The sequence below is a fragment of the Nonomuraea sp. NPDC050310 genome, from assembly GCF_040655795.1.
Lineage (GTDB): Bacteria > Actinomycetota > Actinomycetes > Streptosporangiales > Streptosporangiaceae > Nonomuraea.
The window spans coordinates 11,819-33,264 of the sequence record NZ_JBFAKP010000020.1 but is presented as its reverse complement, the minus strand read 5'-3'; the positions used below and the strand labels follow the sequence as shown (position 1 = coordinate 33,264).

Genomic DNA, 21,446 nt, shown 5'->3' with positions numbered 1-21,446 from the left:
GGCCGGCGTGACCGCGCCTCAGAAGTAGTCCGCCGGCCAGTGTGTCGCACCCGGCGCCCGCACCACGGGAGCCGGGTCGGCCAGGAGCGGCCGGGCCATCCCGGTCCGGTCGCTCTCCCGCCGCACCTCACCCAGCAGGTACGGCAGGCCGGACTCCGCCCACGAGACGCGGGCCCGCACCCGGGTGACCCCGCGCCGCGCGGCCAGGGCGGTGAGCGAGGCGAACACCGAGGCCGTCTCCCCGGCGACCTCCAGCACCTCCAGCCCGTCCCCGCTCCACCGCACCGCCGCGTAGCCGCCGGAGTGCACCAGCACCTCGACCGGCTCGCCGTACCAGACCGGGACCCGCACCGCCCAGTGCGCCTGGTCGCGCACGGTGGTCAGCGGCCGCCCGGCGTTGTGCCGCTCGTACAGCGCCGCCAGCTCGGGCCGGTCGGCGGCGTGCGCCCGCCGCAGCGGCGGCGCACCGGCCACCGGCGGGGCGAGCGGCCCGCTGACCAGGGGCAACGAGAACGACTCCCAGCCGGCGTAGACCTCGGGCGTCCCGGTGAACAACAACGACCAGGCGCACCCGTCGGCGGTCATCGCCGCGCAGGCCGCCTCCAGCAACCGCCGGGCCAGCCCCTGCCCGCGGGCTTCCGGCAGGGTGGCGACGTTGGCCACGCCGCCGACCCGCAGGACCCCGCCGAGCCCGTCGCGCACGGCTCGCGGCAGGTAGTAGACGCTCGCCACCACCGCGCCCGGCGCCCCGGCGACGAAGGTGCGCTCGTAGCGTCCGGGGTCGCTCTCGTACAGCGGCCGGACGTGCGCCGAGCCGGGGAAGCACGCCGCCCACAGCGCGTACAGCGAGCCCCGGTCGGCGGGCGTGGCACGGCGCACGCCCGTATCGAAGGGCCGCGAACCGGTCATCCCATCCTGGCCAGCAGGTCGCGGGTGACCTCGTGCTCCAGGCCATGCCCGGCCAGGAACCGGGCGATCTCGGCGGTGACCACGTCCCCCTGCCGGCGACGGCACTCGACCGTGCCGGCCGCGTGGTGCGGGGTGAGCAACACGTTCGGCAGCGCGCGGAACGGGTGCCCGACCGGCAGCGGCTCCTCGTCGAAGACGTCGAGCGCCGCGTCCAGGCGCCCCGAAGCCACCTCCGCCAGCAGCGCCGCCTCGTCCACGAGCCAGGAGCGGGCGGTGTTGACCAGCCCGGCGCCGTCCGGCATGAGGGCCAGCTCGCGGCGGCCGAGCAGGTGCCGCGTCTCGGGCAGCGCGGGGGCGTGCACGGCGACGATGCGGCTGGTGGCCAGCAGTTCGTCGAGCTCGACGGCTCCGGGGTGGTACGGGTCGGCCACCTTGACCCGCGCGCCGAGCGCGGTGACCAGGTCGAGGTAGGCGCGGCCGGTACGGGAGGCGCCGATGACGCCGATCGGGCAGCCGAGGATCTCGTGCCGCGCGGGCACGTCCTCGGCCCTGGCCCAGGGCATGCCGCCGCGCAGCGCGTGGTCGAAGCGGTGCACCTGGTGCAGCAGCGCGAGGGTGAAGGCGAGCGCCACCTCCGCCACCGAGCGGGCCATCCCGGCTCCGGCCTGGGTCACCCGGATGCCGCGCGCCCACAGCTCCTCGGTCACGAACGGCTTGACCGTCGCCCCGGTGTGCGCGACCAGCCGCAGGCCGGGCGCGAGATCGAGCAGCCCGGCCTCCAGCGGCGGCATGCCCCACGAGGTGACCAGCACCTCGGCGCCGGGCAGCGCCTCGGCGAGCCCGGCGTGGGTGTCGAGCAGGGTCACCTCGCCGAGCGCCCGCAGCGCCGCCGGGTCGGGGAAGAACTGCGCCCGCAGCTCGGGGGAGACGCTGACCAGCACTTTCGCGGCGGCCATGTCAGCGCAGCCACTCGTCGAGGTGCTCGGCCACGAACGCGTCGTCGGTCAGCCACGGGTAGGCCGCGGCGACCCTGGTCAGCTCCTCGGCCTGGCCGGGCGACAGGCCCTCCGCCGGGTCGAGGCACCAGGTCCCGGCCAGCAGCCCCTGGCGGCGCAGCACCTCGTGCACCCCGGCGATGCAGCCGCGGAAGGCGTGGGCGGTGTCGAAGACGGCCGAGTTGGCGTCGGTCAGGGCGCTCGCCCGGCGGGCCCACAGCGCGGGGTTCCGCTCCAGGTCGGCGACCAGGTCCACGGCCGCCTTGGTCCAGACCGCCCACTGGCCGAGCAGGCCGCCGGCGAAGCGCAGCCCGCCCGGGAGGTCGGCGAGCAGGTCGGCGATGATGTGGTCGTCGTTGCCGGTGTACAGGGCGACCTGGCCGGCGCGGTCGGAGGCGGCGACGCCGTGGGCCACGTCGAGGGAGCGGTAGCGGTCGAAGGCGGCCACCTTGATCGCCACCGTCGAGGGCTGGGCGGCGAGGTCCCGCCAGAACGCGCGGGACAGTTCGGGGCCGCCGATCGCGGTCTGCAGGTAGAAGCCGACCACCGGTAGCACCTCGCCCACCGCGGCGGCGCGGGCCAGCAGGTCGGCCTCCGACGCGCCGGGCACCACGGGGGACAGCAGCACCGCGTGGTAGCCCAGTGACGCGGCCAGCTCGGCCTCCGCGACCGCCTGCGCCACCGGCCCGCAGGCCCCCGCGATCAGCACCGGCCCGGCAGCGGACCGGCCCTCGCCGCCGGCTTCGGCGGGCCGCGCCTCGCGCCCGGCCTCGGTGCTCCGGGCCTCGCCGGTGGGCCGGGTTTCGCGGGCGACGTCGGCGGCGAGCCGGAGCACCGGCTCCAGCAGCCCGGCCTGGCGGATCTCGAACTGCGTGGTGTGCACCCCCACGGCCAGTCCGCCCGCCCCCGCGGCCAGGTAGTAGCGGGTCAGCGCCGCCTGCCGCCGCTCGTCGAAGGCCCGCTCGGCGGTGAGCGCCAGCGGGTGCGCCGGGATGACCGTCCCGGCCCTGAGCACGTCCAGCATCAGAACCTCCCGTCCCTGACCGCGAACTTGGTCGGCTTGCCCGAGGTGGGCAGCCCGGCGGCCAGCCAGGCCGCCTGCCAGTCGAGCAGCGTGCCGAGCGGCACGTCCGGGTAGCCGTAGCGCCGGTGGCACTCGGTGGCGTCGTTGAGCAGCGCGGTCTCGGCCTCGGCGCCGACGCAGGCCGCCTCGACGCCGAAGCGCTCGCCGAAGGCCGCGGCCAGCCGGCGCACCGAGGCGGTCTCCGGGCCGGTCAGGTTGAGCACGAACGGCGTCCCCGCGGTGGCGTCGGCCAGCGAGCGCAACGCCACCTCGTTGGCATACCCCTGCCACACCACGTTGACCTGCCCGGTCGTCACGTCCACCGGCGCTCCGTCCAGCACGCTCCGCCCGATGTCGGTCAGCACGCCGTACCGCAGGTCCACCGCGTAGTTCAGGCGCAGGATCGACACCCGGGCGCCCTGCGCGGCGGCGTGCTCGAAGACGCGCTCGCGGCCGAGGCAGCTCATCGCGTACTCGCCGACCGGCCCGACGGGGTCGCTCTCCACCGAGCCGGTGCGCGAGAGCGGGTAGACGTTGCCGGTGGAGAAGGCGGCGATCCGGGCCGTGCCGTACCGCTCGGCCACCCGCGCGGGCAGCGCCGCGTTCACGATCCACGCCAGGTACGGCGAAGCCGACGTCCCGAACTTGGCCCCCACCATGAAGACCACGTCGGCGGCCTCCGGCAGCTCGCGCAGGTCGCCGTTGAGCAGGTCGGCCGGCACGATCTCCACGCCGAGCGCGGCCAGCTCGGCGGCGGCGGTGGCGTCGGACCAGCGGGAGACGGCCAGCACGCGGTCCCCGCCGCGCCCGGCGGCGTCCAGGCCGCGCCGCGCGAGCCGGCACAGCGTCGGCCCCATCTTGCCGCCCGCGCCCAGCACGGCCAGGTCGCCGGAGCCGGTCGCGAGCGAGGCGACCAGCGCCTCCGACGGCCGGGTCAGGCGTTCTTCCAGTTCCTCGACAGAAGCGAACATCAGCCCTTGATTCCTGACATGGTGACTCCTTCGGTGAAGTAGCGCTGGCCGACCAGGTAGGCGGCGAAGATCGGCACGAAGGCCACGGTCGCCCCGGCCAGGACCACGCTGAGCGGCACGTTCTCCTGGTGCAGCGAGGCGATGCCGACGGTGAGGGTGCGCATGTCGGCGCTGCCGCCGACGATGAGCGGCCACAGCAGGTCGTTCCAGTGCCACAGGAAGACGAAGACGCCCAGCGTGGCCAGGATCGGCTTGCACAGCGGCAGCACGATGCGGGTGAAGATGCGCCACTCCGAGGCGCCGTCCAGCCGCGCGGCCTCGAACAGCTCGTCCGGCAGGCCCATGATGAACTGCCGCATCAGGAAGACCGCCTGGGCGTTGGCCAGCGTCGGCAGGATCAGGCCCCAGTAGGTGTCGACGCCGCCCAGCTCGGCGATGAGCACGAAGGTCGGGATCAGTGTGACGTGGTAGGGGACCATCACCATGGCCAGGAACGACCAGAAGATCGGCTCGCGGCCGGGGAAGCGCTTCTTGGCGAAGGCGTAGCCGGCCAGCGAGGCCAGCAGCAGCACGGCCACGACGCTGACCACCGAGTAGATCAGCGTGTTCACCGTCCACTTGAGCAGGTCGCGCCCGGCCAGCACCTCGCCGTAGGCGGCGAAGTCCACCGGCCAGGGCAGCATGCTCTCCGGGAAGGTGACCGCCGCGCCCGGCTTCAGGGAGAGCACGACCATCGCGTAGAACGGGAAGAGCGTCACCGGGGTGGCGACCGCCAGCAGCGCGATCCGGGCGATCTTGCCGCCGCGGGTGGGCTCCAGCGCGCGGTACGGCCGAGGCTTCACTTGGTCCTCCCGATCACCAGGCGCTGGATCAGCGCGACCACGAGGGTCATGACGAACAGCGCGACGCCGATGGCGCTGGCGTAGCCGAAGTCGAAGTTCTTGAACGCCTGCTCGTACAGGGCCATCACCAGGGTGTAGCTGCCGTGCGCGGGGCCGCCGCCGGTCATCACGTAGACCAGGTCGAAGACCTGGAAGGAGTTCGTGGTCTCGATCACCGCGACGAAGAACAACGCCGGGCGGAGCTGCGGGGCGACGATGTGGCGGAAACGCTGCCAGGTGGAGGCGCCGTCGGTGAGCGCGGCCTCCTCCAGCTCGCGCGGCAGGTCCTGCAGCCGGGCCAGGATGATCAGCATGCCGTACCCGAACCTCGACCAGACCGAGACCAGCACCAGCGCGGGCAGCACCAGCGTCGGCGAGGCCAGCCAGGACACGCCGGTCAGCTTGGTGATCGGGCCCTCGGAGGAGAACAGCCAGGTGAAGACGGTTCCGGCCAGCACCAGGCTGGTGACCACCGGCAGGAAGAACACCGAGCGGAAGAAGCGCACGCCGCGGAAGGAGCGGCGCACCAGCAACGCCATGCCCACCGAGGCGGCGATCGAGGCCGGCACGTAGAGCACGGTGTAGATCAGCGTGATCCGCAGCGACTCCCAGAAGACCGGGTCGGCCGCCATCCGCCGGTAGTTGTCCAGGCCGGTCCAGGACGGGGTGTCGCCGATCCCGAACTCGAAGAAGCCGAGCAGCACCCCCGCGATCGACGGGCCGAAGCGGAAGGCCAGGAAGAGCAGGAGGCACGGCAGGACGAACAGCAGTCCGGTCCGCGCTTCCCAGCGAAGCGGAACCCTCATCGGCCCAGCAGCGCGTCGGCGGCGGCGGTCGCGTCGGCCAGCGCCTGCTCCGGCGTCTTCTTGCCGATCAGCGCGGCCTGGATCTCCGGCGCGAGCACGCCCATGACGTCACGGGCCTTCTCGTGCAGGGGTCCGGCGGTGGTCAGGTCGAGGGTCTGCTCGACGGCCGACTGCACCGGGTCTGCGGCGTACAGGGCGCCGGTCGACTTGCGGGGCGAGAAGTAGTTCGAGGCCAGGTTGAAGGACTTGCTCGGGGCCGCGCCGGTCGCGAAGCCGATCCACTTGCCGGCCGCCTCCTTGACGTCGGAGCCCTTCAGCAGCGACAGCGAGCCGACCGTGCCGTAGGCGACCTGCTTGGCGCCGGTCAGCGGCGGCTGCACCTTGACGTTCTCCTTGCCCCAGAAGGACTCGACGTCGCCGGGCAACTGCTGCCAGGTGCAGGCCACCTTGTTCTGCGCGGTGCGGGTCTGCTCGAACTTGGGCAGGCCGGTGAGCAGGTCCTTCTCCACGAAGCCGCCGTCGGCGAGCTGCTTGAGCAGCGTCAGCGCCTTGACGCCCTCGGGCCCGCCGAAGGCGACCGACTTGCCGTCGGGGGCGAAGACGTCGCCGCCGGCCTGCCACAGCAGCGGGTAGAACGACTGGTTCAGGGTGGCGGCCGGGTCGGCCCAGTAGTTGGTGACGTCGATGTCCTTGGCCTTGAAGGCGGGGGCCAGCTTCATCAGGTCGTCCCAGGTCTTGGGGAACTCGGTGACGCCGGCGGCGTCGAACGCCTTCTGGTTGCAGACCAGCGGGTTGGACGACATCAGGATCGGCGCGCCGAGCACCTTGCCGTCCATGGTGACCGACTTCAGGGCGTTGTCCCGGTAGTCGCCCTTGTCGGTCAGGTAGCCGTCGACCGGCTCCAGCGTCTTGGCGTACTTGGGGAGCTGGTCGGGGATCAGGTAGACCACGTCGGGCGCCTTGTTGCCGGCGATCGCGGTGGCCAGGGCCTCGTCCCGCTTGGCCCACGGGTAGATCTCCACCTTGACGTCGATCGCCGGGTTGGCGGCCTCGAACGCCTTGGCCTGCTCGTCCCAGAAGGCCTGGTGCTTGGCCTGGTCGGCGATGACGGGATAGATCCACATCGTCACGGTCTGCTTCTCGCCCGCGGCGTCGCCTCCGCCGGACGAACAGGCGGCCAGGGTGGAGGACAGGGACGCGGTGGCCAGCGCGGCGGCGGCCAGGGCACGGATGCGCATGGGGGTTTCCTCTCAGGACGCGGGCACGGTGACGACCGTGCCGCTGTGGCGGGCCCGCTCGGCGGCGAAGACCGCGAGGTGGCTGTGGAGCGACTCGGTGTGGTCCGAGCGCACGTGGGTGCGGTCGCCGGTGGCCAGCGCGGAGACGAAGGCGTCCATCACGCCGTCGTCCCCGCCGCCGTGGCCGTCCCCGGCGTTCGAGCCGGAGTTCCCGGTGGTGTGCCTGGTGGTACGGCTGTCGCGGAAGTCGAGCACCTCGACCGACTCCCCGTCGCCGGCCAGGCGGCCGTGCGTGCCGAAGATCCTGGTCTGCCGGTGGGTCTGTTCGGTGAAGGCGGTCATGGTGAAGGTGGCGGTGGCCCCGCCGGTCAGCTCCATCGCCAGCACTTGGTGGTCGACCACGTCGTTGTCGCAGTCGTAGACGCACCTGCCGTACGGTCCGGTGCGGAGCGACTCCATGACCTGCGCCTCGGTGGAGCCGAGCAGGCTGGTGGGCCAGTCGTAGCCGCGGCCGAGGTAGAGGCGGGGCGCCGAGTAGGGGCAGCTCGGCTCGATCGGGCAGTCCAGGCAACGATCGGCGGCCTCGGCCGGCCGCCGCTCGGGCCGGAAGTGGCCGAGCGAGCCGAAGCTGGAGACCCGCTCGATCCGCAGGCCGGTCACGTAGGCCAGCCAGTCGAGGTCGTGGCTGGACTTGGCCAGCAGCATCGGGCTGGCCAGGTCCTCCCGGCGCCAGGGGCCGCGCACGTAGGAGTGCGCGTGGTGCCACCAGCCGACCGGCTCCAGGTGCTCGACGCTCATGATCGCGCCGAGCACGCCGCTGTCGACGACCTGCTTCACCAGGGCGGTGTAGGGGGTGTAGCGCAGCACGTGGCAGACGGCGAAGAGCACGCCGGTCTCGGAGACCGCCTCGACGATGCGGCGGCACTCCTCCTCGGTGGGCGCCAGCGGCTTCTCCATCAGCAGCGCGTAGCCCGCCCGGGCCAGCGCGATCGCCGGTTCGACGTGGAGCCGGTCCTGGGTGGACAGGACGACCGCGTCGGCGACGCGCTCCTCCAGCAGTTCCCGCCAGTCGCCGAACTCCCGCACGCCCGGCCCGGCCAGCTTGGCGCGGCGGGCGGGGTCGGGGTCGGCCACCGCGGTCAGGGTGGCGCGCTCGGGGTGGCGGGCGATCCAGGAGGCGTAGGTCTGCCCCCGGTTGCCAGCTCCCGCGACTGCCAGCGTGACTGTGCGCAACTAGATCACCAGATTTCCTGAAGTGAGGACCTTGGGGCCGTCGGCGGGCAGCTCCCGCGTCACGCCCTCCTCGACGTTGGCGGTGTGCTGCACGACCTCGAACGCCTTGATCGTCAGCTTGCCGCCGGCGAACTGGCTGCCCGTGGCCAGCCAGCGGTTGCGGCCGGACTCCAGCAGCGCCTGCGAGCCAGACGTCCGGCCCCGGTAGCCGTTGAGCTCCCAGGACACCAGGCCGGTCGCGTCCGCCCTGGACAGCAGGGCGCCCTCGGCGCCGACCTCGGTGCCGCCGTCGAGGCGGACCCGCTGGTCGGCCTTGCCCGCCGCGCGCAGCCCGAGCCCGTTGACCGCGCAGCCGGTCAGCGCGAGGGCGCCGGCGAAGGTGAGCGGGGCGGCGTTCTGCGCGGCGTTGAAGGTCACGGCGGTGCAGCGCACGTCGGCGCCGTTGATGGCGTTGCCGTCCAGGCCGTGGAAGACCGAGCGGCTGATGTGCACCGGGCTGGTGACGTTGGCCTGCACGATCTCGCTCTTGGCGGGCATCGTGAAGGTGCAGCCGTCGATCAGGTTGGGCCGGCCGGACAGCTTGGAGGCCTGCGAGACGATCAGCGTGTGGCTGGCCGAGCAGCCGCGCATCTGCAGGCCGTCGGCGTTGACCCAGATCATGCCCGAGCCGCTGAGCGACGGCTTGCCGATGACCTGGACGTCCTCCAGGGTCAGGTCGGTGACCTTGACCCGGGCCACGAACCACGAGCAGACGTGCTTGCGCACGGTGATGCGCTTGGCCGCCGAGCCCCAGGCCGCGCCGGAGTTGGCGAAGGTCATCAGGCCGGAGTTGCCGGTGTAGACCAGGTCGTGCTCGTACTGGCCGTGGGTGACGAAGGGGCCCTGGTCGTCGCCGTCGCCGTGGCAGTTGTCCACGTAGCAGTAGGCGCTGGCGGTCCAGTCGTTCAGGTGCCGGGAGTTGGCCACGTGGCAGTCGGCGACGTGGCCGTAGAGGCAGTAGATCTGCTGGGTCAGATAGCCGGCTCCGCCCCAGGTGACGCTGGCCGGGTTCTTCAGCGTGCACCGGTCGGTGCGGAAGTGGGTGGCCCAGCGGCGCATGATGACCGGCCAGAAGCTGCCTTCCGCGTGGATGTCGGCCACATCGCAGTGCACGGCGTACTCGTAGGCCAGCGGGTGCGAGCCGGTGTACTGGTCGCCGGGCACGACGCCCTTGAAGCGCAGGTTGCGCACGTGCACACGGGCCACCGGCTCGACCAGCGTCCAGGTGATGGCCCGCCCGGCCTTGAGCTCCCAGCCGTTCTTGTAGTTGACCCGGATCTGCGTCGGGCTGACGATCTGGGTGACCTCGACGAGCTTCTGCAGCTCGCGCTCCCAGCGGCCGGTGGCCTGGTTGACCTCGGCGGCCCACCACTCGCCGACCTTGAACCGGGCCGAGTCGCCGACCTCGAAGACGTCCGACAGGTCGGGCATGACCTGGGTGAGGGTGTGCGTGTGCTTGGTGTCGGTGACCTTGCCGCGGAAGAAGAGCACGGCGGCGAACGGGTCGTCGGCGCCGGCCCTCTCGATGCCTTCGGTGCTCATCAGGTGGCCGCCGAAGTCGAGGACCAGGTCGGAGCGGGTGAAAGTGTGGCGGCGGACGAAGTTGAGGTCGGTGTGGGCCTCGATGCGGGAGACCGCCGGGTCGCCGACCATGGCGTCGAGCGCGTCGTCGGCGGGGGCCTTGGCGTCGAAGAGGCCGAAGGTCCGGAAGTCGAGCGTGCCGTCGTGGAGTTGCCGCCAGCGGCCCTTCGCCGCGCCGCCCAGGACGGTGCCGCCGTTGGCCGGGGCGGTGGCGGCGGCGTCCCAGCGCACGAGCATGCCGCCGCCGTCGCCGGGGGAGTGGTAGCCGGCGACCTGGACGAGGGTGCCGTCCTCCAGTTTGCCGGCCTCGAAGGCGAGCAGCTCGGCGACGGTGCCGACGGCCTGGACCTCGTCCTTCGGCTTCTTCACCGGGTCGGCGAGCGCGGGCTTGGCCAGCAGGGCGGTGCCGACGGCGGCCAGGCCGGAGACACGCAGGATGTCACGACGTTCCATGGGGGTTCCTTTGGGGGGTGTCAGACCGTGAGGGTGCGGGCGACCAGAACACGCGGTCCGGGTTGCGGTAAAGCGCGCTCGACGCGCTCTTCGACGTTGCCGCTGTGCAGCAGCGCGGAGGCGGCGCTCAGCACGAGCCGGCCGCCGGTGAAGGAGCTGCCGGTGGCCACGTAGCGGTTGTCGCCGGTGGTGAGGTCGAGGTGGGCGCCCTCGGTGGTGCTGCGGCAACCGGCCAGCTCCCACGAGGTGCGGCCCGGGCCCTCGGCGCGGGTGAGCGTGGCGTCCTCGAGCTCGACGCCCTGCAGCCGCAGCGACTGGTCGCGGACCGCGCTCAGCTTGACCCGCACCCCGTCGATCCGGCCGCCGGTGACGACCGTGCGGGCGCTGCCCAGGGTGAGGTCCGTGCCGGACAGGGTGCAGCCGGTGAAGGTCAGCGGGCCGGAGCCGCGCAGGGTCGCGCCGTCCAGGCCGGTGAAGACGCACTCCTTGAAGTGCACCGGGTTGCTGACCGGGGTCTGCACGACGACCTGGTCCTTGGGCAGGTCGAAGGCGCAGCCCTCGATCACGTTGGGGCGGCCGGAGCGGTTGGAGCGCTGGCCGATGGCGAAGGTCTTCGCGGTGCAGCCGCGCATCTGGACGCCGTCCGCGTTGACCTGGAGCGTTCCGGCCGGGTCGAAGGTTGAGCGGGGGATGACCCGCACGTCCTCCAGGGTCAGGTCGGTGATCTTGGTGATCGCGACGAACCAGGAGCACAGGTGCTTGCGGACGGTGATCCGCTTGGCGCTGGTGCCCCACAGCGCGCCGGAGTTGGCCAGGTCCATCAGGCCGGAGTTGCCGGTGAAGACCAGGTCGTGCTCGTACTGGCCGTGCGTGGTGAAGGGGTTGCCGCCCTCGTCGTCGCCGTCGCCGTGGCAGTTCTCGACCGTGCAGTAGGCGCTGGCGGTGAAGTCGTTGAGGTGGCGGACGTTGGAGGTGGTGCAGTCGGCGACGTGGCCGTAGAGGCAGTAGATCTGCTGGGTGAGGTAGCCGGCTCCGCCGTACATGACGGTGGGCGGGTTCTTCAGGCTGCAGCGGCGGGTGGTGAAGTGGGTGTTCCAGCGGCGCATGATCACCGGCCAGAACGAGCCGGTGGCGTGGATGTCGGAGGCGTCGCAGTGCACGGCGTACTCGTAGGCCAGCGGGTGCGAGCCGGTGTACTGGTCGCCCGCGGGCACGCCGGTGAAGCGCAGGTTGCGCACGTGCACGCGCTCGACCGGGTGGACCCTGGTCCAGGTGAGCGTGCGGCCGGGCGCCAGGTCCCAGCCGTTCTTGTAGCCGACGCGGATGTGGGTCGCGTCGACGATCTGGGTGACCTGGACCAGCCGTTGCACTTCGCGCTCGTACTTCCCGGCCAGCGGGTCGACCTCGACGGTCCACCACTGGCCGACCTGGAACCTGCTCGAATCCGCCTCGAAGATATCGGACATATCCGGCATGGGAGCGGTCAGGGTGGTGGTGAGCGTGGTGTCGGTCCGCTCGCCCTGGAAGAAGAGCACCGCGCCGAACGGGTTGTCGTGCGCGTTCTTCTCGATGCCCTCGGTGCTCACCAGGTGGCCGCCGAAGTCGAGCTCCAGGCCGGAGCGGCGGAAGGTGTGCCGCCGGACGAAGTTCAGGTCGCTGTGGGCCTCGATACGGGCGACCGCGGGGTCGTTGACCATGGCGTCGAGCGCGTCGTCGGCGGGGGTGTCGGCGTTGAAGATGCCGAATGTCCGGAAATCCAGGCATCCGTCGTGCAACTGGTGCCAGCGGCCCTTCCGGGAGCCGCCCAGGACGGTGCCGCCGTTGGCCGGGGCGGTGGAAGCCGCGTCCCAGCGCACCAGCATCCCGCCCCCGTCGCCCGGGGCGTGGTAGCCGGCGACACGGACGAGCGTGCCGTCGGCGAGTTTGGAGGCATCGAGCGCGAGCAGGCGCGCGACGCCGGCCACCTGTTTCATGGGGTTCTGGCCTTCGGATCAAGGGGGTCCATGCCGGGCGACACGCAGGGAAGGCGTGCAGGCGGCGGTGCTGCTGGCCAGAACTTCCGGCGCCGGGGCTGCGGCGCGACGGGAGCCAGAGAATTCGCCCGAAACGATTGGCGAGGACGCTAAACAAGCGCCGGGGGGTCTGTCAAGCGCCGAGTTCCCGGGAGATGCGCTCGGCGGCGGTCCTGACCTGGCTGCCGAGCTCCTGGTAGCGCCAGGCCGGCAGGTCACGCTTGAGCGAGGTGATGCTGATCGCGCCGACGCAGGCGCCGGTGTGGTCGCGCAACGCGCTGCCGATGCAGAAGACGCCGTCGGCGTCCTCCTCGTCGTCGACCGCGTAGCCCAGCTCGCGCACGGTCCGCAGGTGCGCCAGCAGCACGGGCAGCTCGGTGATCGTGTGCCCGGTGCGGTACGGCAGGCCGATCCGGCCGACCAGCTCGGCGACCTCGGCGTCGTCCATCTCGGCCAGCAGCGCCTTGCCCAGCCCGGTGCAGTGCGGCAGTTCCCGGGTGCCCATCCGCAGGTCGACCTGGATGCGCTCGCCGTTGCTGACCTGGTCGACCACGACCGCCTGGCCGTTGTCCGGCACGGCCAGCCGGGAGTTCATCCCGGTCAGCCGGGTCAGCTCGACCAGCGCGGGCCGGGCCACGTCGCGCAGGCTGAGCTGGTCCTGGGCGCGGGCGCCGAGCCTGGCCAGGCCCATGCCGAGCCGGTAGCGCCGGTTCATGCCCTCGCCGTCGTCGGCGACCAGCCCGTACTGGCGCAGCGTGTACAGGGTGGCGAAGGCGGCGCTCTTGCTCAGTCCGCAGGCGGCGGCGAGGTCGGTCACGCTCATGCCCTCGTGCCCGTGGCTGCGCGCCAGGGCCTCCAGCACTTCGGCGGCACGGGCCACGCTCCGCACCCAATAACGCGAATCCTCAGCAGGGGTGTTCGTCACAGCCGAACAGCTTAGCCGCTGTCCCCGTTGACACGCAGCCTCATGGCTGTTTATCGTCCTCCACATCTGTTCGGTAAGACCAAACAGTGTTCGGTGTTTTTCAAAACGCGGCGGAAGAGCAGCGCTCGCCGGACCGGGCTGGGCCCGGCGTGCGCACCCGAGGAGAGATCTTGAACCAGCGTGTCCTTTCCGAACGCGCCAGCCGGGTCATCCCCGGCGGCGTGAACAGCGGGCAGCGCAACGTCCCCGGCCTGAGCGAGCTCGTCATCGCCGAGGCCGCGGGCGCCCGCTTCCGCGACCAGGACGGCCGGGAGTACGTCGACTACCACGCCGCCTTCGGCCCGCCCCTGCTCGGCCACAACGACCCCGACGTCAGCGCCGCGGTCGCCGAGGCCGGCCGTACCCTCGACCTGTGCGGCGTCGGCGTCACCAGCGGCGAGATCGAGCTGGCGGAGACGCTCGCCGAGCTGGTGCCCGGCATCGAGAAGGTGCTGCTCACCAGCACCGGCAGCGAGGCCACCTTCCACGCCCTGCGGGTGGCCCGCGCCGCCACCGGCCGCCGCCTGGTGGTCAAGTTCCAGGGCTGCTACCACGGCTGGCACGACGCGGTCAGCCTCAACGTGATCTCCGCGCCCGACCGGGTGGGCGGCCACGACCCGATCTCCACCGGCATCCTGCCCGAGGTGCTCGACGCCACCCTCGTGCTGCCCTTCAACGACGTCGAGGCGCTGCGCCGCGCCTTCGCCGAGCACGGCGCCGACATCGCCGCGGTCATCGTCGAGCCGGTGCCGCACAACGTCGGCGCGCTCCTGCCCGAGCAGCCCTTCCTGGAGGCGCTGCGCGCCGAGTGCACCCGCGCCGGCAGCGTCCTGGTCTTCGACGAGGTCATCACCGGCTTCCGCCACCACCTCGGCGGCTGGCAGGCGATCTCCGGCGTCACGCCCGACCTGACCACCCTGGGCAAGGCCATCGCCAACGGCTACCCGGTGGGTGCGCTCGGAGGCCGCGCCGACCTGATGGACCTGTTCAGCTCCCGGCCCGGCGGACCCGCCTTCTTCGCCGGCACCTACAACGGCCACCCCGCCGTCGTGGCCGCCGCCCTCGCCACCTTGCGCAAGCTGCGCACCGAGCCCGTGCACGAGCACGTCTTCCGCCTCGGCGAGCGCATCCGCACCGGCCTGGGCGAGGTGTTCGGCTCGCTCGGCATCCCCGCGCTGGTCACCGGCTATGGTTCGGTCTTCGTCGAGTACTTCCTGACCGGACCCGCCCGCACCTACGACGACCTGCTGCGCAATGATGCCACCATGTTCATCGGCTACCGGCGCCGGCTGCTCGACCACGGCATCTTCGAGCTGCCGCTCAACCTCAAGCGCAGTCACGTGTCCTACGCGCACACCGACGCCGACGTCGACCACCTGCTGGAGTCGGCCGCCGTCGCGGCCCGCGCGCAGCTCGCCGCCGGCGGCGAGCTCGACCTGACCGGCGCCAGCACCATGGGCGGGGCGGCCGGCTGATGCTCACCATCGACAAGAGCCGGCCCACCGGCCAGGCCGGGCGGATCAGCCGGGTCGAGACCCTCACCCTCGGGACCGCCTGGCGGGACTTCTCCTACGTCCGCATCTGGACCGACGAGGGCCTGTCCGGCGTCGGCGAGATCACCCATCCCTACCGTGGCCGCGAGACCTGCTCGCTGGCCGAGGCGATGGCCGAACGCCACCTGCTGGGCGCCGACCCGTTCGACGTCGAGGAGATCTGGCTGCGCATGTACCAGGGCGACTTCCTGCGCGGCGGCGACGTCGGCGGGATCGTCGTGTCCGGCGTGGACCAGGCGCTCTACGACCTCATGGGCAAGGCACTCGGCGTGCCCGCCTACCGGCTGACCGGGGGCGCCTGCCGCAGCGAGGTCCGGGTCTACGCCAACGGCTGGTACACCGGCGAGCGCGACCCCGCCACCTTCGCCGAGAAGGCCCGCGAGGCGCTGGCCCGCGGGTACACCGCGCTGAAGTTCGACCCCTTCGGCGCCGGACTCGGCACCCTGTCGCGGGCCGAACTGCGCCGCTCGATCGACATCGTCGCCGCCGTGCGCGAGGCCGCGCCCGAGGCCGACCTGTTCGTCGAGGGCCACGCCCGCTTCGCCATGCCCACCGCGATGCGGCTGGTGCACGAGCTGGAGCCGTTCGACCTCGGCTGGTTCGAGGAGCCGCTGCCCTGGACGCACATCGAGCGCTACGCCGAGCTCCGGCAGCGCGCCACGATGCCCATCTCCGGCGGCGAGCACTTCCACAACCGCTACGAGTACGCCCGGCTCTTCGCCACCGGCGCGGTCGACATCATCCAGCCCGACCTGTCCATGGCCGGGGGCTTCACCGAGGTCAGGAAGCTCGCCGCCCAGGCCGACGTGCACGCCATGCTGGTCGCGCCGCACAACTCCAACTCGCCGGTCTGCACCACCGTCTCGGTGCACGCCGTCCTGGGCCTGCCGAACTTCCACATCCTGGAGACCTTCGACGGCATGGTGGACGCCCACGTGCACGACGCGGTGCGCGGCGCGCTGCCGATCGTGGACGGCCACATCGGCCTGCCCACCGCGCCCGGGCTCGGCATCGAACTGGTCGACGAGGTCTTCGAGGAGCACCCGCCCTCGCACCGCTTCTGGAACATGTTCGCCGAAGGCTGGGAAAAGCGTGACCGTTAGGCCGGAAAAATGATCATCGACGTCCACTCGCACCTGTTCTCCTGCCCCTCGCACGTCGGCGACCCGTTCGCCGCCGAGTCGGCCCGCGCGCACGGCGGTCACGTGGACCTGACCGTGCGGTGGGAGGAGTACGCGGCCAGCAGCCCCGCCGACACCCGCACCATCGTGGTCGGCGGGAAGGCGCGCAGGTCAGGTCTCTGGGTGGACGACGCGGAGGTGGCCCGCTACGTCGCGGGCCACCCCGCCCGGCTGATCGGCTACCTCGCCCTCGACCCCACCCAGCCCGGCTGGCAGGACGAGCTGGAGCACGGCCACCAGGACCTCGGGCTGCGCGGCATCAAGCTCATGCCGATGTACGCCGGGTTCGACCCCGCCGACCCGGCCTACGAGTTCCTGTACGGCTACGCCGAGCGGCACGGCCTGCCGCTGCTCGTGCACACCGGCACCACCTTCGTCTCGGCCGCCCCGCTGCGTTATGCCCTGCCGGTGCACCTGGACGAGGTGGCCATCCGCCACCCCTCGCTCCGCATGGTGCTCGCCCACCTCGGCCACCCCTACGAGGGGGAGTGCATCGCGGTCATCCGCAAGCACCGGCACGTCTACGCCGACGTCTCGGCCCTGCACTACCGGCCCTTCCAGCTCTGGCACAGCCTCCGCCTGGCGCAGGACTACGGCGTCTGGGGCAAGCTGCTGTTCGGCAGCGACTACCCCTTCACCACCGTGGACGCCTCCGTCGAGGGCCTGCGCGCGGTCGGCGCCGTCCCCGGCATCCCCGGCCTGCCGCCCCTGGACCGCGACGAGATCGAGAAGCTCATCCACCGCCCGTCCCTCGACCTGCTGGGCCTGTCATGACCGGCCTCCCCGGCGGCCTCGAGGGTGAGCTGGCCGTCGTGACCGGCGCCGCCCGCGGCCTGGGCCGGGCCATCGCCGACCTCCTGCGTGACTCCGGCGCCCGGGTCGTCTCCGTGGACCTGCCCGGCACCCTCCCCGAGGACGACCCGGCCGCCTACGGCTTCGACCTGGCCGACACCGAAGCCCTCCCCGGCCTGATCGACACCGTCCGCGCCGAGCACGGCCCCGTCTCGATCCTGGTCAACAACGCCGGCGTGGCCGCCCTCCAGCACTTCAACGAGATCACCGTCGCCGACTGGCGGCGGGTCATGCGCGTCAACTGCGACGCGCCCTTCTTCCTCGCCCAGCGCGCCGCCGAGCACATGATCGCCGACCGGATCCCCGGCCGGATCGTGATGATCTCCTCCAAGAACGGCCTCATGGCCGAGGCCGGTCTGGCCCACTACAACGCCTCCAAGGGCGCCCTCGAACTCGTCACCAAGTCGCTGGCCGCCGAGCTCGGCCCGCACGGCATCACCGTCAACGCGGTCGCCCCGGGCATGATCGCCACGCCGATCGACGGCGACTTCCCCTTCGACCGCGAGGCCTTCGAGGCCGCCTGGACCGCGCGCATCCCGCTGCGCGGCGGCTACGGCACCCCCGCCGACGTCGCCGCGGCCGTCCTCTACCTGGTCTCGCCGCAGGCCCGCTACGTCACCGGCTCCACCCTGGTGGTCGACGGCGGCGTCCTCGCCGACCAGATGCCCCGGCTGCGCTTCATGCCGCCCTACCGCAACACCGTCCGCTGACGGGGTACGGCAGGCGGCCGATCAGCCGGCCGAGCAGGTGAAGATGGCCGTCCCCGGAAGGTGGCGCCCGCGCAACGGGCTCCACCCTCCCCAGACGCCGTCGTGCCCCTCCGGCCACTCCGGCTCGACCAGGCCGTCGACCCGCAGCCCGGAGGCGACGATCAGCGAGATCCAGTCGCCCAGCGTCCGGTGGTGCTCGACGTACGTGACCACCGCCCCCGAGCGCTCGACGTACGGGGTCCGGTCGAAGTAGGACCGGTCAGAGGTCAGGCCACGAGGCCCGGGATCGTCCGGGAAGGCCCACCGGATCGGATGGCTGACCGAGAAGACGAACCGGCCGCCGGGCCGCAGCACGCGCCGGACCTCGGTGAGCACGGCGAGCGGATCGGCGACGAACGGCAGGGCGCCGTAGGCCGAGCAGGCCAGGTCGAACGCGCCGGAGGCGAAGGGCAGCACCTCGGCGTCGGCTTGCACGACCGGCACGTGCAGCCCGGTCTCCAGGTCGAGCCGCTGGGAGTGGCGGAGCTGGCGGTGGGAGATGTCGAAGGCGGCGACCCGGGCGCCCTGGCCGGCCAGCCAGCGGGCGCACTGGGCGGCGCCGCAGCCGAGCTCCAGGACGGCCCGGCCCGAGACCGGGCCGAGGAGCTGGGCGGCGGCCTCGTCGAGGCCCTCGGGACCCCAGACGAAGCGGGCGTCGCCGAGGAAGGAGCCGTGTTCGAGCTGGTAGTCGTCGGCGTTGCCGTCCCACCAGTGCCGGTTGGCCGCGCTGGACGCGCCCGAGCCGGGCGCGTCCGGGGTGGAGCCGCGCACCTAGCGCATCTTGGGGCCGCGCGGCATCCGCGTGCCCTTGGGCATCGGGCCCTTGGGCATGGGGAGGTTCTTCGGCAGCGAGCGCAGCCGGTCCTTGACCTCGTTGACCGCGGGCTTCTTGAGGTTGCGCGGCAGCTTCATGATCTGCCGCTGCAGCTTGGCGATGGGCACCTGGCCCTCGTCGTCACCGCACTGGATGTCGTAGATCTCCACGCCGAGCACGACGCGCGCCACGCGCTTCTTCTCGGCGGCCAGCATCTTGCCGACGCGGTTCTTCGGGCCCTCGGAGACGAGGATGACGCCCGGGAAGCCGACGACCATGTGGATGAGGTCCTGGTCGCGGTTGACCGCGATGGCCGGGGTGACCTGCCAGTTGCCGCGCATGCCCTGCAGCACGGCCGCCGCGGCGCCGGTCTGGCCGTGGAGGATGGAGTATTGCGCCTTCTGGGCCAGTTGCCCGAAGACGATGAGGCCGACCAGCACGGCCAGCATGAGGCCGAGGAAGACGGCATACCAGACGAAGCCCAGCAGCACACCCACCACGACGACCACCGCCAGGGTGGCCACCGCCGAAAGGAAGACGATGGGCATGCCCTTGGGGTTGGCCTGCTGGATGATCTGCGCGATCATGCGGAGCTGCTTGATGCGCCCCGGCTTCTCGTCGGACGTCGCCATGTTGTCCAGGATATCGAGAAAGCGGGCCCACTCCTGCATCGGAGTGGACCCGCTTTGTGGCAGTAAATCCTGCTAGACGGTGAGGGAGGCGGTCAGGGGGCGGTCGGCGTAGCTACGCCCGGCGGTCACGGTGTACTCGCCGGGAACGGCCCGCCACGCGGAGCCGTCCCACTCCTGCACCGCCCGCTCGGGCAGGAAGACCGTCGTCACCACGCTCTCCCCGGGCCCGGCCTCGACCACGTCGAATCCGGCCAGCCTGGGGTCGCCGCCGGGCGCGGCGAGGTAGACCTGGACCACCTCGCGGCCTCGGCGCGAGCCGGTGTTGGTCACCGAGACCGTGACGGAACCGTTGCCCGCGTCGATCGCGTCGTAGGACCACGACGTGTAGCCGAGGCCGTGCCCGAACCAGAAGGCGGGCGGCACGGCGTGCCGGGCCCAGGCGCGGTAGCCGATGTACTCGCCCTCCTCGTACGGCACCGCCCCGTCGACCGGCGTGACGTCCACGACCGGGCAGTCGGCCAGCCGTACCGGCCACGTCGTGGGCAGCCGCCCGCCGGGCTCGGCCTCGCCGTACAGCACGTCGGCCAGGGCCCCGCCGGCCTCCTGACCGGGGAACCAGGTGAGCAGGACGGCGGCGACCTCGTCCAGCCACGGCATCTCGACCGGCGAGCCGGCGTTGACGACGACGACCGTGCGCGGGTTGGCGCGGGCGACGGCGGAGATGAGCTCGTCCTGGCGGCCGGGCAGAGCCAGGCTCTTGCGGTCGAAGCCCTCGCTCTCCACCTCCAGAGTGGTGGAGGCGACCACGACGGCCACGTCGCTGGCGGCGGCGAGCTCGGCGGCCTCGGCCAGCAGCTCGTCCTCGCCGAGCGTGGGGTTGGCGTGCCCGAGCACGAACATGATCAGGACCATGCCGTTGAAGCTGGCCACCGAGTGCTGGCGCAGGGTGACCTCGACGCGCTGTCCCTCGGCGAGGGTGACCGGGAAGCGCTTCTCGGGCGCGTGCAGGAAGGCCACGGCCGGGTCGTCGCCGGCGGGTGCGATGGTGTCGTCGAAGACGGTCGTGCCGTCGACGGTCAGCGTGAAGCGGCCGACGCCGGAGATGGCGAACTGGTGCTCGCCGGCCACCTCGGCGGTGCAGGTGGCGCGGATCTCGACCGCGGCCAGCCGCTCCACGTCCACGTCGGCGGGGGCCTGGCCGACCCAGCGGGCCTCGGAGTTGGGCAGCTCGTGCTCGGCGAGCAGCTCGCCACTGGCGTCGAGGAAGAGCGCACGGGCGGGCTCGGCGATCGGGGCCAGCTTGAGCCGCGGGTCGGTGCCCAGCGCGTAGCGCACCTCGGCTCCGCCGTACTCGCGCAGCCCGTCGAGCGGGGAGACGACGCGGTCGGGGAAGACCTGCGCGCTGCCGCCGCCCATGATCCGGGCCTCGGCGGCGGCCGAGCCGATGAGCGCCAGCGTGCGCACGCCGGTCAGCGGGAGCAGGTCGCCGGAGTTCTTGAGCAGGGTGAAGGAACGGGCCGCGACCTCGCGGGCCAGGGCGATGCCGTCGATCTCCGCCTGCTCGGCGCGCTCGGCACCGCCCAGGGCGCCGGTGCGGTGGGCCAGGCGCAGGATCCGGCGGACCTTGTCGTCCACGGCCGACTCGGGCACGCGGCCCTCGCGGACGGCCGCCTCCAGCTTCTCGCCCCAGGGGCCGTGCGGGCCGGGCATCGCCACGTCGGTGCCGCCGAGCGCGGTCGCCTCGGTGCTGCGCACCGCGGTCCAGTCGGACACGACGCAGCCGTCGAAGCCCCACTCGTCCTTGAGCACGCCGTTGACCAGGTCGGAGTGCTCGGTCATGGTCGTGCCGTTGACCGAGTTGTAGGCCGACATCAGACCCCACGCGCCGGCCCGCACGACCCGCTCGAACGGCCGCAGGTAGACCTCGCGCAGCACCTTGTCGGTCACCTTCACGTTCACCGTGAAGCGGTCGGTCTCGAAGTCGTTGGCCACGAAGTGCTTGGGGGTGGTGGCGACGCCGCCGTCCTGCACGCCCTCGACGTAGGCCGCGCCGATCTCGCCGGTCAGGTGCACGTCCTCGGAGTAGCACTCGAAGTGGCGCCCGCCGAGCGGGCTGCGGTGCAGGTTGATCGTCGGCGCCAGCAGCACGTGCACGCCCTTGCGGCGCGCCTCCTGGGCCAGCAGCCGGCCGACCTGCCGGACCAGGTTGAGGTCCCACGTGGCGGCCAGCGCGGTCGGGGAGGGCAGCGCGATCGACGGGTCGGCCGAGCTCCACTGCTCGCCGCGCACGCCGATCGGGCCGTCGCTCATGACCAGGCGGTCCAGGCCGATCTCGGGGAGGGGGGTGAGCGACCACATGTCCGCGCCGGTGAGCAGGCGGATCTTGGTCGGCAGGTCCAGCTTGTTGATCAATGCGTCGAAGTCCACGTCGGTAGTGTTACCCAACTAACCGACTGCTCGATAGGTTTGAGACCATTGCGTTACCTTTGCCGGTTCGTGGGGAAACGCGAAGGGGCCGCA

General features: G+C 72.2%; 18 protein-coding genes. 4 read left to right on the top strand and 14 right to left on the bottom strand.

Annotated features, from left to right (window positions below; genetic code table 11):
• Positions 1 to 18: 18 nt before the first annotated feature.
• From AB0I67_RS33330 to AB0I67_RS33280, 11 genes are all read right to left on the bottom strand, one after another.
• Entirely contained in the window at positions 19 to 879 is an 861-nt protein-coding gene (locus tag AB0I67_RS33330; protein WP_357931811.1) for a GNAT family N-acetyltransferase, read from the bottom strand.
• 26 nt (positions 880 to 905) lie between these two features.
• On the bottom strand, positions 906 to 1,865 hold the full coding sequence (locus AB0I67_RS33325; RefSeq protein ID WP_357931808.1) for a hydroxyacid dehydrogenase: 960 nt from the start codon (positions 1,863 to 1,865) through the stop codon (positions 906 to 908).
• A gap of 1 nt (position 1,866) precedes the next feature.
• Positions 1,867 to 2,928 (bottom strand): dihydrodipicolinate synthase family protein, encoded by a 1,062-nt coding sequence (locus AB0I67_RS33320; protein WP_357931805.1) that lies wholly within the window; start codon positions 2,926 to 2,928, stop codon positions 1,867 to 1,869.
• On the bottom strand, positions 2,928 to 3,938 hold the full coding sequence (locus AB0I67_RS33315; RefSeq protein WP_357931802.1) for an NAD-dependent epimerase/dehydratase family protein: 1,011 nt from the start codon (positions 3,936 to 3,938) through the stop codon (positions 2,928 to 2,930). Before AB0I67_RS33315 ends, AB0I67_RS33320 begins: the two co-directional genes overlap by 1 nt.
• On the bottom strand, positions 3,938 to 4,780 hold the full coding sequence (locus AB0I67_RS33310; RefSeq protein ID WP_357931799.1) for a carbohydrate ABC transporter permease: 843 nt from the start codon (positions 4,778 to 4,780) through the stop codon (positions 3,938 to 3,940). The genes AB0I67_RS33315 and AB0I67_RS33310 overlap by 1 nt, the downstream gene beginning before the upstream one ends.
• Positions 4,777 to 5,625: a sugar ABC transporter permease gene (locus tag AB0I67_RS33305; protein ID WP_357931797.1), complete on the bottom strand. Its 849-nt coding sequence runs from the start codon at positions 5,623 to 5,625 to the stop codon at positions 4,777 to 4,779. Before AB0I67_RS33305 ends, AB0I67_RS33310 begins: the two co-directional genes overlap by 4 nt.
• Entirely contained in the window at positions 5,622 to 6,863 is a 1,242-nt protein-coding gene (locus AB0I67_RS33300; protein ID WP_357931795.1) for a sugar ABC transporter substrate-binding protein, read from the bottom strand. Before AB0I67_RS33300 ends, AB0I67_RS33305 begins: the two co-directional genes overlap by 4 nt.
• A gap of 12 nt (positions 6,864 to 6,875) precedes the next feature.
• Positions 6,876 to 8,096 carry a Gfo/Idh/MocA family oxidoreductase gene (locus AB0I67_RS33295; RefSeq protein ID WP_357931792.1) on the bottom strand — a complete coding sequence of 407 codons (1,221 nt, stop codon included), beginning with the start codon at positions 8,094 to 8,096 and terminating at the stop codon, positions 6,876 to 6,878.
• Positions 8,097 to 10,169, bottom strand: a complete 2,073-nt coding sequence (locus AB0I67_RS33290; RefSeq protein ID WP_357931789.1) for a hypothetical protein — start codon at positions 10,167 to 10,169, stop codon at positions 8,097 to 8,099.
• A gap of 20 nt (positions 10,170 to 10,189) precedes the next feature.
• Positions 10,190 to 12,142: a hypothetical protein gene (locus AB0I67_RS33285; protein WP_357931786.1), complete on the bottom strand. Its 1,953-nt coding sequence runs from the start codon at positions 12,140 to 12,142 to the stop codon at positions 10,190 to 10,192.
• Positions 12,143 to 12,314: 172 nt separating this feature from the next.
• Positions 12,315 to 13,061 carry an IclR family transcriptional regulator gene (locus tag AB0I67_RS33280; protein ID WP_357931783.1) on the bottom strand — a complete coding sequence of 249 codons (747 nt, stop codon included), beginning with the start codon at positions 13,059 to 13,061 and terminating at the stop codon, positions 12,315 to 12,317.
• A gap of 215 nt (positions 13,062 to 13,276) precedes the next feature.
• On the opposite strand from AB0I67_RS33280, the gene AB0I67_RS33275 reads away from it, so the two are divergent.
• Genes AB0I67_RS33275 through AB0I67_RS33260 form a run of 4 tightly spaced genes read left to right on the top strand, consistent with a single transcriptional unit; the run spans position 13,277 to position 17,441 of the window.
• The gene (locus AB0I67_RS33275; protein ID WP_357931781.1) at positions 13,277 to 14,620 is read left to right on the top strand and encodes an aspartate aminotransferase family protein; all 1,344 of its coding nucleotides are present in this window, start codon (positions 13,277 to 13,279) and stop codon (positions 14,618 to 14,620) included.
• Positions 14,620 to 15,801, top strand: a complete 1,182-nt coding sequence (locus AB0I67_RS33270; protein ID WP_357931778.1) for a mandelate racemase/muconate lactonizing enzyme family protein — start codon at positions 14,620 to 14,622, stop codon at positions 15,799 to 15,801. The genes AB0I67_RS33275 and AB0I67_RS33270 overlap by 1 nt, the downstream gene beginning before the upstream one ends.
• A gap of 9 nt (positions 15,802 to 15,810) precedes the next feature.
• The gene (locus AB0I67_RS33265; protein ID WP_357931776.1) at positions 15,811 to 16,653 is read left to right on the top strand and encodes an amidohydrolase family protein; all 843 of its coding nucleotides are present in this window, start codon (positions 15,811 to 15,813) and stop codon (positions 16,651 to 16,653) included.
• Entirely contained in the window at positions 16,650 to 17,441 is a 792-nt protein-coding gene (locus AB0I67_RS33260) for an SDR family NAD(P)-dependent oxidoreductase (RefSeq protein WP_357931773.1), read from the top strand. Before AB0I67_RS33265 ends, AB0I67_RS33260 begins: the two co-directional genes overlap by 4 nt.
• A gap of 21 nt (positions 17,442 to 17,462) precedes the next feature.
• On the opposite strand, the gene AB0I67_RS33255 is transcribed toward AB0I67_RS33260, so the two are convergent.
• The 3 genes from AB0I67_RS33255 to AB0I67_RS33245 all read right to left on the bottom strand — a co-directional run bounded on the left by AB0I67_RS33255 (position 17,463) and on the right by AB0I67_RS33245 (position 21,353).
• On the bottom strand, positions 17,463 to 18,251 hold the full coding sequence (locus AB0I67_RS33255; protein WP_357931770.1) for a class I SAM-dependent methyltransferase: 789 nt from the start codon (positions 18,249 to 18,251) through the stop codon (positions 17,463 to 17,465).
• Complete coding sequence (locus AB0I67_RS33250) at positions 18,252 to 18,926, bottom strand: DUF4191 domain-containing protein (RefSeq protein ID WP_357931767.1); 675 nt, start codon at positions 18,924 to 18,926, stop codon at positions 18,252 to 18,254.
• A 72-nt stretch (positions 18,927 to 18,998) separates the two neighbouring features.
• Positions 18,999 to 21,353: a glycoside hydrolase family 3 C-terminal domain-containing protein gene (locus tag AB0I67_RS33245; protein ID WP_357931765.1), complete on the bottom strand. Its 2,355-nt coding sequence runs from the start codon at positions 21,351 to 21,353 to the stop codon at positions 18,999 to 19,001.
• Positions 21,354 to 21,446: the final 93 nt, after the last annotated feature.

Excerpts from the sequence above, each read along its gene's own strand:
- AB0I67_RS33270 (WP_357931778.1), top strand. The coding sequence starts at position 14,620 with ATGCTCACCATCGACAAGAGCCGGCCCACCGGCCAGGCCGGGCGGATC.
- AB0I67_RS33250 (WP_357931767.1), bottom strand. The coding sequence starts at position 18,926 with ATGGCGACGTCCGACGAGAAGCCGGGGCGCATCAAGCAGCTCCGCATG.
- AB0I67_RS33285 (WP_357931786.1), bottom strand. The coding sequence starts at position 12,142 with ATGAAACAGGTGGCCGGCGTCGCGCGCCTGCTCGCGCTCGATGCCTCC.
- AB0I67_RS33320 (WP_357931805.1), bottom strand. The coding sequence starts at position 2,928 with ATGCTGGACGTGCTCAGGGCCGGGACGGTCATCCCGGCGCACCCGCTG.
- AB0I67_RS33290 (WP_357931789.1), bottom strand. The coding sequence starts at position 10,169 with ATGGAACGTCGTGACATCCTGCGTGTCTCCGGCCTGGCCGCCGTCGGC.
- AB0I67_RS33315 (WP_357931802.1), bottom strand. The coding sequence starts at position 3,938 with ATGTTCGCTTCTGTCGAGGAACTGGAAGAACGCCTGACCCGGCCGTCG.
- AB0I67_RS33260 (WP_357931773.1), top strand. The coding sequence starts at position 16,650 with ATGACCGGCCTCCCCGGCGGCCTCGAGGGTGAGCTGGCCGTCGTGACC.
- AB0I67_RS33325 (WP_357931808.1), bottom strand. The coding sequence starts at position 1,865 with ATGGCCGCCGCGAAAGTGCTGGTCAGCGTCTCCCCCGAGCTGCGGGCG.
- AB0I67_RS33265 (WP_357931776.1), top strand. The coding sequence starts at position 15,811 with ATGATCATCGACGTCCACTCGCACCTGTTCTCCTGCCCCTCGCACGTC.
- AB0I67_RS33300 (WP_357931795.1), bottom strand. The coding sequence starts at position 6,863 with ATGCGCATCCGTGCCCTGGCCGCCGCCGCGCTGGCCACCGCGTCCCTG.
- AB0I67_RS33305 (WP_357931797.1), bottom strand. The coding sequence starts at position 5,625 with ATGAGGGTTCCGCTTCGCTGGGAAGCGCGGACCGGACTGCTGTTCGTC.